The organism is Ruegeria lacuscaerulensis (genome assembly GCF_013031245.1).
GTDB lineage: Bacteria > Pseudomonadota > Alphaproteobacteria > Rhodobacterales > Rhodobacteraceae > Ruegeria > Ruegeria lacuscaerulensis_C.
The window spans coordinates 337,899-349,803 of the sequence record NZ_WPZL01000004.1; the positions used below are offsets into that span (position 1 = coordinate 337,899).

Genomic DNA, 11,905 nt, shown 5'->3' on the forward strand with positions numbered 1-11,905 from the left:
AGACAGGGAAATCCGATGAAAACTGAAAAACTGTTGCTGGGCGTGGTGGTTGCGTCCGTTCTGGTTGTGGCAAGCCAATCGGTGTTTGCACATGGCGGTGCCACGGGCGTTGTCAAAGAACGCATGGATGGCATGGGCGTGATGAAAGAGGCGATGAAAGTGCTGACGCCGATGATGCGGGGGCAGGTCGATTATGATGCATCCGTTGTGCGCGAACGTTCGGAGGATATCAGCCGGCATGCCGGCGAGGCGCTGACCAAATTGTTCCCGGAAGGCAGCCTTGACGCGCCGTCCGAGGCGAAGCCTGAGATCTGGCAGGACTGGGATGCGTTTTCAGCACTGGCCGATCAGCTGCGCGTGATGGCGGACGGATTGGCGGACGCTTCCGAAAACGGGTTGATGATGGCGGGCGAAACATCTGCTGTCGGCGGTATGATGGGCGGTCAGGGCGGCTCCATGATAGGCGGTGGCATGATGGGGGGTGGCATGATGGGCGGCGGCGCAGGATCTGACATGATGGACCTGTCCCAGATGCCGGCCGACGGGGTTTTCGCCATGATGGGACAGGTCTGCTCGGCCTGCCATACTCGTTTCCGGGTCGAGAAATAGGCCAGGACGATGCGTATGTTCTATCGTCTGGGGCTGGCTGGCGCTGTTATCGCCGCAGTTAGTCTTGCCGGCCTGATGGCCTGGCCGATTGGCCGGCCCTTCACGCCCATCACCCTGGAGGGGGATGTCGCCCGCGGTGCCTATCTGGCCCGCGCCTCCGGCTGCATCGCGTGTCATACCGATTTCGCAAAAGGCGGAGCGCCTTTGGCGGGCGGAGTGGCGTTGGAAACCCCGTTTGGCACGCTGTATTCGCCGAACCTCACCACCGACCCGGACCACGGAATCGGGGGGTGGAGCCAGACACAATTCGCTCGCGCCGTTCGCGAAGGGGTCTCGCCTGACGGGCACGCCTACTACCCGGCCTTCCCCTATCCTTTCTATGCCAACTTCTCGGATCAGGAGGTTGCCGATCTCTGGGCCGCCTTCCAAACCGTGCCACCGGTCACCGAACCATCGCGCCCGCTCGAGATGGGCTTTCCGTTCAACCAGCGCTGGGGGCTGAAACTCTGGCGCGCCGCTTTTCTGGAGCTTCCAAGGACAGAGCCGGTGGTGGGTAAGGACGAGATTTGGAACCGGGGTCGCGAACTGGTCGAGGGGGCCAGCCATTGCGCGGCCTGCCATACAGCGCGCAACATCGCTGGTGCGCGCAAGTCGGACACGGAGCACTTTAGGGGCAGCGATGCGCTGCCAGGCGGTGAGAAAGCACCAGCCATCGATCACGGGACATTGGCTGACAGGGGATGGGACGTGGCCAGCCTGGCCTATGCCCTGCGCACCGGCATCACACCCGAAGGGGACGCCTTTGGCGGATCCATGGGTGAGGTCGTGCTTTACGGCACAAGTTTCCTGACCGAGGCCGACCGGACGGCTATCGCGACCTATCTGATGGACGAACATGAAGGGGGATGAGGCAATGAAAACCGGAACCATCTCTGCATTTGCCCTGGCCGGGAATGTTGTCATTGGAGCTGCAGTCGCGTGGCTCGCGCCGTCAAACACGCAGGCAGGGCCGCCAGTGCAACCGAAAGAGTCCAATGTTGAGGAGGGCGCGGGGCTCTATGCCGAATTCTGTGCGTCCTGCCATGGTGCCGATCTGGAAGGGCAACCTAATTGGCGGGCCCCAAATGGGGAAGGCACAATGCCTGCCCCGCCTCATGACGAGACCGGCCATACCTGGCATCACGGGGATGCGCTGCTGTTTGACTACACCGAACAGGGTGGTGAAGCGGCGCTGGAAGCCCGCGGCGTGTCCGGTTTTGCCAGCGGCATGCCGGGATTTGGCGACAGCCTGAGCGACCAGCAGATCTGGGACATCCTGGCCTATATTAAATCCACCTGGCCAGAGCGCATCCGCGAGATGCAGGCGGTGCGCACCGAAAGCGAACAGATGCAGGGCGGCTCATGACCGCCCGCTTGACACATATCATGACACTTGCCCGCGGTTTCGGTCACAAGAACCATCGTCACACCGCAGGCGCGAAAACGGAAAGGAAATGACATGACCACCCCGACACTCGACCGCCGCTTCTTCTTGGCAGGCCTCGGTGCCTCCGGCATCGCTCTGGCCTCGCCGGCTCTGGCAACGGCCAAACCGCGGGTAGAGGTCCTCAAGGACCCGAACTGCGGGTGTTGCGGCGCCTGGATCGACATCATGCAACGCGACGGGTTCGAGATGGAGGTGCAGAACGCCTCTTGGGAGACCTTGTCTCAATATAAAGCCACCAAGGGTGTCCCGGAGGAGATGGCCTCCTGTCACACCGGCCTGGTCGAGGGATACGTCATCGAGGGCCATGTGCCGCCAACCGATATCCGGCGCCTTCTGGCCGAGCGCCCCGATGCGGTGGGGCTGTCCGTGCCCGGTATGCCCTATGGCTCGCCCGGTATGGGGCCGGAGAGCGAGCGAGAGGCCTATTCGGTCTTCCTGATCCGCAAGGATGGCACCACAGAAGTGTTCAATCACTACGCGGCGGCCTGATCCACGGCATCCGGTTTTTGGGTATCAACGGTGGGTCTCCTGGTGACGCATTCCGTTTGGTGGGACACAAATAAGGCCCCGGCGCCAGTTGCGCCGGAGCCCTTTTAATTCCGACGTTGGCTACCGACAGAAGGTTGAATTTTGGTCGCGTATAATTCTGCTTTAGGTTGCTAAAATTCAAGTTTAGATGTGGGTCAATTGAATGCTTCGATTGAACGATCCGCCCATGCAAAAGATAATAAGCACCTTTTTCTTCGCGGCAGCCTTCATGTTTGTGGCAATTGCGGCCATTGGCATTCAGCTACGTGAAATATCATTGGCGCAAGGCGTTCTGTGCCTGTTTTTTTTCATTGCCCTTTTTTTTGTCGGTCTTCTTGTCAAGCACTGGCCGGAAGAAACAAAGCTGGACACAACACCCGAGAAGGAAACCGTCTGGAACACCAAGGACGATGATTTCCGAAACAGCGAACTTCTCGCTATGGATGGTGAGGCTGATCGTGCCGCGGAACTGCCCGCTTGGTTTTTGCACCTCCGTTCACCGTTTGAGGCAGACCAATCCGCAAGATCCTGGTTTGGTGGTTTGCCGCTTTTGCCGATTGCTCACGCATGGCCGCGCGACCCTGACGGGAGGCCGATGCATTTTGTTCTTCAGATCGACCTTGGTGCCTTGTCAGAGCCAAAGCCTGTCAAATTGAATGACAGTGGGGCGCTGCTTCTGTTTGTGTCTTTCCTGCGCCAGGATGCGGGTAGCTATCGCGTTGTTCAACTGACCGAGGAGCAGATGCAGAAAGCGCAGCCAAGGCAGGCCCCGGAAGATCTTCCGGATCTGAATGATGCCGGGTTCTTCGATCTTGGAAAGACGTTCCCGCGTTGGGCGCTCGATTTGCATTACGAGATGGACGCTGGCGAGGACCGCGCGGTTATCGACCCACCCGCCGAAGAGTGGATCACCAATTGGGGAATTGCAGCAGGCGAAGCCCAGCGCGTTGCCTACAACCGCACTTATGACGACAAGTGGCGGCAGGAGTTTGACCAGAAGATGTCGCAACGTGACGAAAACTCGCCTCCCCTGGAAGGCCATGACAAGCGGATGGCACAGCACTATGCGGCAATGGAAAGGTTTGGCCCTGAGTTTTTTGAAGCTTTCGATCAATTTGTGGCGAAAGCAGAGGCGATGCCACCTGATACTCCAATCGACCAGGATGAACTGAAGAGCATCCTCGAGAAGCGGAGAGCATTTGCTGAACAACTTGGTGAATTTTCGATAAAATGGGCGCTTGCACCAAGCCAGGACACGTTTATTTCTCAGCAGCTGCGTGCGCACGTCAAAAATAGGAAAGGCGGTTTCGAAAAGGACGACCTCGCAGACATACCTTCGTATCTACAGTGTGTTCTGTCCGATGTCCTCACGGGATACAGATTCCATCGTCTGTTTGGACGCGCATTGCCCCCGTCAACGCATCCTGTTGAACTGCGCGGTATGGATTGTCTGATCACTTTCCGATCTGATGACGCTTTGGGCATTCTGAGAGAGCATGAGCATGGCTTTTCGATCTGGTGCCTGAGAGAGGATATGAGTGAAGGTTTTTTTGAGACAGGTAAGCTTGTCTGGCACACTTCAGTGTAACAAAACCGACTTCAGAGATTTCAGCTTCACAAACATCGAAACCATGACAGAATACTCCGGGCTTATCTTGGTCTTGCGCGAGAAACGCAGGGTCGAAATCCAGCATGCTGACGGGTCAGGCAGGGGATGAAACGCGCAACCCCGGCGGGAACTCCGTCACCGTAACGAACCGGGAATGTCGCTGAACGGGTGTTATGTGAAGCGATCTGCGGTTGAATCATCCACGGTGTCAGCTTGACGGCATTCTCTTCCGACAATACTGCTGTCGGCATGGATAACCTGATGCTCCTTTCGACACTCTGGTGGCTGGCCGCGAAATAAGGCGGTCGGACAATTCCATATATTCCGAGGCCGCCGCTTGGGCGGTCTTTTGGTATCCATGCTTCCCAATGCGGTGCCTCACAATCTACGAGGACACGCATATGACCAAACTTGTCATCCTGATCGGAGACCGCACAACGGGACCGCTGCATATCGGCCATTACGCGGGATCGCTTTCCAATCGCCTGCGCTATCAAGACAGCCATGAACAATTCCTGCTCTTGGCGGACACGCAAGCCCTGACCGACAACGCGCATGATCCCGACAAGGTGCGTCGCGGTCATCGAAGTCGCACTGGACTATCTGGCTGTGGGCATCGGCCCCGAGCGGACAACGATCTGCCTGCAATCGCGGAGAAGTCTGAGGGACGGCGGGTTGGGAATGTCCAACACCTCTCATAGGCCTTGGTTACGCTACGCCCCTCAGAATAGCCAAAAATAGGGTCAGCGCGAAAAAACAGTCAGAAAAATCGTTGTTGCAAAACAGAGGCTTAGTTGTTTGTTACGCTACGCCCTTTTGCTGTTGCCAAGGGCCCAGAGTAATATTTCTCGGACGAGTGGTGATCTCTTAAAACTGTTCCACCGTTGACTGAGAGCTGAAGGTCGTTTGTTGCGAGAAGGGGCTAATATGCGCGTCGTTTCTACGCCGAGCGGTGAATAGTCACCCGATGAGCCTGCTGAAAAGGAACATTAGATCAGAGCCGACGTATTCATAGAGAAAATGGCGTGCCAGGCTCCTGAATGTGAGGCTTTTCTCATAACGCGCCGAGTTTTTGGTGCTGGGACCGAAGAAGCAAGCGTAGCGTTTCCAATGATTATGAAAAGATTCAAATTTAGGGAGCTTAGCGAGGAGGATCGACTGGCTATTGAGATGCGCGCTGACAAACTGCGGGTTCTGCATGACATTGTCGAAGATAGGTTTGATGGCGCCAATGTCAGTTTCGAGCAGCACGCCGGATCGGATCCAAATTCTGTGTCTTCGTTTATAGTTTTGCACCTCGTAGCGAGTGTCATACCGTTGGCAAGGACAATTATCAAAGCCGCGCTGCCTGCGATCGGCATCCCAATCATCTGGGAACGTCGTGATGTCTTTGAGTCCATGCTGCGGGATGAGGCTGCGAGTACGGACGAAAAGGTGGAGATGCTGAGAATATTGAAGGAAGCGGGATGCACATGAACCTCGAAAAAATTGCGATAGAAAACAATTTCCTAACCGCCTCTGCGGGTGAACTGAGACATATCGGAATGCGAGGGCCGATTTGATCGCCGAGCTGTCCTTGGTAAGCTCGGAAAGACTGGGTGCCGACCAATATTTCTCCCATGCGAAATTCGCCAAGCTTGGCCATGGAGGATAATACCTGGCCGCTTCCCGCATAGGTCATCATAAACCCCACTGCTCTGAGGATCCGCATCAGGGGGGCTCGTTCTCGCCTGGCCTGTTTTTCTGCTGCGACGATTGTTTTGTGGCGGGAGATCTGATCTCTGAGATGTTCACTGTGTTCACCGATATTTTGATCGATGATTTCTTTGCCAATCCAATATTGACCATACCAATAGGTCTTATTGCCGATGGGCTTGAGTTCGGGTGATCCACAAAGGTTGGGGACCGGACCGTCTTTTAGGGGTCTCAGAAGATCCGTTAAGGTAGTTGTCCCGATTGCCGGGTGTTCTTGATCATCACCTTACCCCACGAAATATTTTTGTGGGGTAAGGTGATTTACAATGCCGATGCCTCTTCGGCATAGATCATCACGTAGTCTATTATAAGTAGTTGTTTTTGCTCAAACTATGCTTGGCTTGCCTTTGTATGGGTTTAACGACAAGCAAACCTTGCCTTCCAGATTTCTGCGCGCCGCCCGTCGCGTTCTTCATATTCAATGACAGCCTGGGCGATGTCCCGATCTATCGCTCCTTCCCGATCTTCCCCGAGATCCGTCATTCGCATGGTGAACCATGCCGTCATCCCTCCCTGCGGCAGAGCGGCGAAGCGAGGGAAGGCAGGATCTCCCTTTTCTGCCTGCCATGTTCCGGGCAAATCAGGATCGAGGACGAAGCCGCGCGCGATACCCACCGCATCCACATCCCCCGAAAGGATCGCAGCCTCGGCCTCTTCACGATGTTTGAATCCTCCGGTGGCCATGAGTGGGGTCGATGTCAACGCACGCGCTGCCCGGGCGAAGTCGATAAAATATGGGCCTTTGGTCGCACGTTCGGAACTTGATGGTGCGCCGGGGAAATAGGTTCCGCCACTGATGTCCAGCAGGTCAACGCCTTTACCTTCCAGCCCTGCAACCACCCTGAGCGCGTCTTCTTCTGTAAGCCCACCGTCGAGTTGGTCGGTGGCGTTCAATTTGACCGTCACCGCAAAGTCAGAGGGAACCATGGCGCGAACGGCTTCGACCGTTTCGATCAGCAGACGCATCCGCGCCTGGATCGATCCGCCATAGGCATCCGCCCGGTGGTTAAAGAGCGGGGACAAAAACTGGCTCAGGAGAAATCCGTGTGCTGCATGGATCTGAGCGCCGCCAAGTCCCAACTCGGCCGCACGGCGGGCCGTGCGGGCAAAATGATCTGGAATGGCTTTAATCTCAGCAAGCGACATGGCTTCGCTTTGGAAATCGGGAAAGTCGATAGCGCTTGGACCTTTGGGTTGACTGATCGGCCGATGCGCCAGGGCCCCGGCATGACCAAGTTGCAGCCAGAGCTGTGCCCCGTTAACCGACCCGCGCCGCGCCAAATCACGGAATGCCACCGTATCAGACCCTTCGTCGAGCACCAAATTACCCGGTTTTTCGGGGTAATGCGAATTCCCCTGCACCTCACCGATGATTGACGCAGCTACGCCACCCTCCGCCCAGCGTTCATAGAGGCGTATCTGTGCAGCGGTCGGGTTGCCCCGGCCATCCGCCAGAGAATCCGACATGGCCGATTTGATGATCCGATTCTTCAACACACGTCCGTTCGGCAGAGTAAGCGGGGTGAAGAGGGCGATGTTCGAAGCGGTGGGCAAGGCGATTCTCCTTGGTTTTTCAATCTCCGTCTTAGATAATTTGGACAAGCTCCTCCGAAAATCCTGTAAATTGGATCAACTTTTGATAGTTTTTGGAACAGATGACGCAGAGAACGGAACTGGAAATCCTACTGGCCGTGGTTGATCACGGCAGTTTTTCGGCCGCTGCCCGCGTTTTGGGATACACACCATCTGCCGTGGGCAAGCGGGTGCATCAACTGGAGCAGCGCTTGCGGGTGCCTCTGCTTATCCGCTCGACCCGGCGCATGACTTTGACGGAGGCGGGACAGCGATATGTCGAGGAAGCACGGGTTATTCTTGCCCGTCTGACGGCATTGGAAGAGGATATTGCCGATAATGCCGGCAACCTGCACGGCACGATCCGCCTGACAAGTTCGGCGGCACTTGGTCAGTTGCATGTGGTCCCTTTGGTGATCGAATTCATGGAACTCAATCCGGAGGTTGAAATCGAATTGCTGCTGACGGACAAAATCGTTGACCTGGTCGGAGAGGGCTTTGATATCGCGGTCCGCAGCGGTGTCTTGCCTGACTCATCCCTCGTTTCCCGGAAGTTGATGAACAATCGGCGGTTTCTATGCGCCGCACCCGCCTATCTCGAACAGCACGGTGCTCCTCGGCAACCAGAGGAGCTTGCCATGCACAGATGTCTGCGCCTTGGCCAGGAAAATCACCTTTCGGATTGGGGCATCATGCGATCGGTCGGCGGTTTATCCCGGCTTGGTCCAGGATTTTCCTGCAACAGCTTCGACGCGATCCATTCGGCGTGCCGCGCGGGACGCGGCATAGCATGGCTGCCGGAGTTTCTCACCTCCCATGACTTGCACACGGGTCGCCTGCTCCCGGTTCTGCCCGATCTTGCGGAACCGAGCGCCGGCGGTGGGATCTTCGTTCTACGCCCGAAAATGCCCTTCCTACCACGGCGAGTTCGGTCCTTAGTTGATTTTTTGACCGATCGTTTCGCTGGTAAGGCCACCAGCCATTTTGCTCAAAGCTAGAAAATTGACCTTGAGGCTTAAGTTGCGGTTGCCGATTGCTCCGGTCTGAACAATTTGCTCAACGCTTATCAGATTGATCTGACGCCCATTCACAACCCACTGCCAGAATTGTTTCACAAGTTGCCGGAAACTTTGAAGTTAAATCTCGGCAGGTAGCTCGTCTGTCTCTGAGTCTTTGATTTTCATCAGTTTCTCTTTCCTTCGGGCCATGGTCTCATACCATTCCTGAGCTTCGCGATCCTTGAAGAAATTGGCGTCAGGCGCGAGTCGGGCTACAGCGTCTTCCACCTCATCAAGTGAAACGCGAAAGAACTCTTTTCTCTTGTTTACGCATTGCTTCGCAAACTCCTTGTGGAGCGCCGATTCCAGTGCCGGTGCCCCTTCGGAAAAGATCATCGCATGCGTGTCGAAACCGAATGGCACGCTGGCATCACCCAGTTCGCGCACCCGATCATTGGGATCAAGGCGCCGGGTCAGGCCGATTTTGACCAAGTCTTCCCCAAATGAATCGACATTGGAAATGACATAGACGTATCCAGACTTGGTCATCTCAGCCATGGCACGGGCGCGTTCGCTGTGCGCGTGAGCCTGTTCCAGCGCAGATTCAAGTTCCTGGATTTTCATCTGCATGGCTTCACTGGTCTCACCACCACCGGCTTCCTTGCGCGCTTTCTCGAGCAGTTCCTGATATTTCCGCTCTTCTTTCTCAGCGGCTCGGGCCTCTGCAAGAAGCTTCTTTTCCTCTCGTTCCGCCCGGGCAAGTTCGGCGCGTTCGTCTTTCTCGGCCTTCAGTTGTTCACGGTATTCATGGGTCAAGTGCAGTTCGTCAATTTTGAGCGCCACGTATTCCTCATTGATGTGAAGATTCATGGAGGTGTTTTCTTTGGTGATCGCTTTCAAAACACTCAATACTCGCTTTTCCATGGCGACCACATTGTGCCAACGTGTGTTCGCACTCGCCGCCTCACACTCGTTGTTGAAGGCGCGCATGGTCAATCGAGACCGGCGATTGATCATGGTTTGCCCTTTTGCCCGACTGCCTTCGACAGTCCAGCCCGTTGGGTAGATGGTCGCCTCCTTGGCCGATGCTATCGCCTTTAGACGGGCGCGTATCTCTTTGGTTCTCTCCTTGTAGACCTCACTGTCTCCAAAATCGAAATGGGGCTCGTAGACACCAAATTCGGCAAACGCCAGGCGGGTACCGTACGTGGCCATCCCATAGAAAACTCCCGGTGTCGGGTTTATACTTGAGTTGACAGTTTAAAAACTCTGACAAAACCCGCATTTCGCGCGAAATTCAGTCGGCATGGATTCTTGTCTGTTTCAGAGGTAACCTGATACTGATAGGAGAGTTTTCTTGGAACGCCGGCTTGCCGCTATTCTCGTTGCAGATGTGGTTGGTTATACGCGCCTTATGGGGCAAGACGAAGCAGGCACACTTGAACGATTATCGGCTGTTCGTAGTAAAGTAATCCAACCCCTTATTGCTCAACACCATGGGAGAATTTTCAAGCTCGTGGGCGACGGGTTGCTAGCTGAGTTTGCCAGTGTCGTAGACGCGATCACCTGTGCAATTGAATGGCAACGGACGCTAATTCAGGGCAGGGTGACGAGTGACGGAAAAAAGCCTCTAAGTTTTCGTATCGGGCTTAACCTAGGCGACGTCATTGTTGACGGCGATGATCTATTGGGGGAGGGCGTCAATATAGCGGCTCGACTTGAGGCCCAAGCTGAGCCAGATTGTATCTGCCTTTCCGAAGACGCGTATCGACAAGTAGCAGGAAAAGTCGAGGCCGAATTCGAAGACCTGGGCAATCTCGAACTCAAGAATGTAGATCAACCCGTTCGTGCATATCAAATAGCGCTGAGTGGTGCCGTTCAGCCAGCGGGTGTTACTCCAACACCGAGCTCGAGTTTGAAGAAGCCCACCGTTGCCGTACTTCCTTTCCACAACTTGAGCGGCGAAAATGATCAGGAGTATTTTGCTGACGGTGTTTCAGAAGATATCATTTCCGCCCTATCCCGAAATCGATGGTTGATGGTGATCGCGCGCAACTCAAGTTTCGCCTACAAGGGCGAAACAATAGACGTGAAAAAAATCAGCAGTCAGCTTGGCGTGCGGTATGTGCTAGATGGAAGCGTCCGAAAAGGGGGAAACCGCATTCGGATTGCCGCTCAATTAATCGATGCAGCTTCTGAAAAGCAAATCTGGGCCGAGCGGTATGATCGGGTTCTAGAGGATATTTTTGCTGTCCAGGACGAAGTGACGGGAGCAATCGTGGCGGCCATTGCGCCTGAATTGGACAAGGCAGAGCAACAGCGCGCGACATCCAAGAAATCCGGCAATCTGAACGCATGGGACGTTTACCAGCGAGGCATGTGGCATCTCTACAAGCGAACTAAAGAGGACCTTACGGAAGCGCGAAAGCACTTTGAGGCAGCTCTTTCGCAAGATCCCTGCTTGTCGCTGGCTTGTTCCGGCTTGGTGGATGCTTATTACTACGAGGTGGTGCTGGGTCTGACGGATACCCCTGCGGAGAATTGCGAACGTGCACTTCGAACTGCCCGGATGGCGGTGGAACTGGACCCCGATGATGCCGCGGCACATTGTGCAATGGGTAAGGCCCGGATCGTCAGCCGCGAGCATGAAAATGCAATTCCAGATCTGAAGTTGGCTATTGAACTCAATCCCAGTCTTGCCTGGGCGCACTACGGGCTTGGAGCCGCCGCTGTATTCTTAGGAAATGCCGATGACGCTATCCCGCATTTGGAAGGCGCCATTCGCCTTAGCCCTCGTGACCAGCATATGGGATCGTATATGGTAAGGCTGGCCGAGGCTTACCTATTGAAGCACGATTATCCGCTGGCGATTGAATGGGGCAGGAAAGCGCTTCAGCAGCAAGGATTTCAATGGTCCCGTTACGCCGTCATTCTTGCTGGTCTTGGCTATTCTGGCAGAACGGAGGAAGCTGCGCGTGTATTTGGTGAGTGCTTAATTCACCGTCCCGACTTTTCTGTTTCAATGGTTCGGCGGTGCCATCTCTACACTCACGCTCCGGCACTAGAACACTATCTTGACGGTCTACGAAAAGCTGGGCTACCGGAGTGACGATGTCGTGTTCATTGCCGGACTCGGGAAACCCGTATTGAATGATAACTTCGTTGCGCGTTTCGGTTGTCGGAAACGACCACAGCGAATGGGCGATTCAAAATCTGGTGAAATCGACGCAGTTGAACGACTAGTTCGGTGAAAACCTCTGCGCCGCCGCAAATGACTCGCTGCAAGCACGGCGTCTGTGGGTGGCTCCTGCATTGCAAGAGTTTATTGGCGATTTTTGCGGTCGTTTT

The 11,905-nt window shown here is 55.3% G+C and carries 11 protein-coding genes; 8 read left to right on the forward strand and 3 right to left on the reverse strand.

Translation table 11 applies throughout. The features are described 5' to 3' along the window. Positions 1 to 15: 15 nt before the first annotated feature. The 6 genes from GOX66_RS08140 (at position 16) to GOX66_RS08165 (ending at position 4,933) form a co-directional block, all read left to right on the forward strand. Positions 16 to 609 carry a c-type cytochrome gene (locus GOX66_RS08140; RefSeq protein ID WP_170761413.1) on the forward strand — a complete coding sequence of 198 codons (594 nt, stop codon included), beginning with the start codon at positions 16 to 18 and terminating at the stop codon, positions 607 to 609. Between the two features lie 9 nt (positions 610 to 618). Further along, positions 619 to 1,518, forward strand: coding sequence for a c-type cytochrome (locus GOX66_RS08145; protein ID WP_170761415.1), 900 nt, complete (start codon positions 619 to 621; stop codon positions 1,516 to 1,518). A gap of 4 nt (positions 1,519 to 1,522) precedes the next feature. After that, complete coding sequence (locus tag GOX66_RS08150; RefSeq protein ID WP_170761417.1) at positions 1,523 to 2,014, forward strand: c-type cytochrome; 492 nt, start codon at positions 1,523 to 1,525, stop codon at positions 2,012 to 2,014. A 93-nt stretch (positions 2,015 to 2,107) separates the two neighbouring features. After that, positions 2,108 to 2,584 (forward strand): DUF411 domain-containing protein, encoded by a 477-nt coding sequence (locus tag GOX66_RS08155; protein WP_170761458.1) that lies wholly within the window; start codon positions 2,108 to 2,110, stop codon positions 2,582 to 2,584. 226 nt (positions 2,585 to 2,810) lie between these two features. Continuing rightward, positions 2,811 to 4,211, forward strand: a complete 1,401-nt coding sequence (locus GOX66_RS08160; protein ID WP_170761419.1) for a DUF1963 domain-containing protein — start codon at positions 2,811 to 2,813, stop codon at positions 4,209 to 4,211. Between the two features lie 422 nt (positions 4,212 to 4,633). Continuing rightward, positions 4,634 to 4,933: a hypothetical protein gene (locus GOX66_RS08165; RefSeq protein WP_237212539.1), complete on the forward strand. Its 300-nt coding sequence runs from the start codon at positions 4,634 to 4,636 to the stop codon at positions 4,931 to 4,933. A 259-nt stretch (positions 4,934 to 5,192) separates the two neighbouring features. Here the strand turns inward: GOX66_RS08165 and GOX66_RS08170 are convergent, their stop codons facing one another. Together GOX66_RS08170 and GOX66_RS08175 are read right to left on the reverse strand one after the other, a co-directional pair. Continuing rightward, the gene (locus GOX66_RS08170; protein WP_170761421.1) at positions 5,193 to 5,906 is read right to left on the reverse strand and encodes a hypothetical protein; all 714 of its coding nucleotides are present in this window, start codon (positions 5,904 to 5,906) and stop codon (positions 5,193 to 5,195) included. Positions 5,907 to 6,344: 438 nt separating this feature from the next. Beyond that, entirely contained in the window at positions 6,345 to 7,541 is a 1,197-nt protein-coding gene (locus tag GOX66_RS08175; protein ID WP_174822676.1) for an oxidoreductase, read from the reverse strand. A 101-nt stretch (positions 7,542 to 7,642) separates the two neighbouring features. Here GOX66_RS08175 and GOX66_RS08180 point away from each other — a divergent pair, with 101 nt between their 5' ends. After that, the gene (locus GOX66_RS08180; protein ID WP_170761423.1) at positions 7,643 to 8,557 is read left to right on the forward strand and encodes a LysR family transcriptional regulator; all 915 of its coding nucleotides are present in this window, start codon (positions 7,643 to 7,645) and stop codon (positions 8,555 to 8,557) included. A gap of 138 nt (positions 8,558 to 8,695) precedes the next feature. Here GOX66_RS08180 and GOX66_RS08185 read toward each other — a convergent pair whose 3' ends face one another. Beyond that, positions 8,696 to 9,772, reverse strand: coding sequence for an SNIPE associated domain-containing protein (locus tag GOX66_RS08185; protein WP_170761425.1), 1,077 nt, complete (start codon positions 9,770 to 9,772; stop codon positions 8,696 to 8,698). A 142-nt stretch (positions 9,773 to 9,914) separates the two neighbouring features. On the opposite strand from GOX66_RS08185, the gene GOX66_RS08190 reads away from it, so the two are divergent. Continuing rightward, complete coding sequence (locus tag GOX66_RS08190; RefSeq protein ID WP_170761427.1) at positions 9,915 to 11,666, forward strand: adenylate/guanylate cyclase domain-containing protein; 1,752 nt, start codon at positions 9,915 to 9,917, stop codon at positions 11,664 to 11,666. Positions 11,667 to 11,905: the final 239 nt, after the last annotated feature.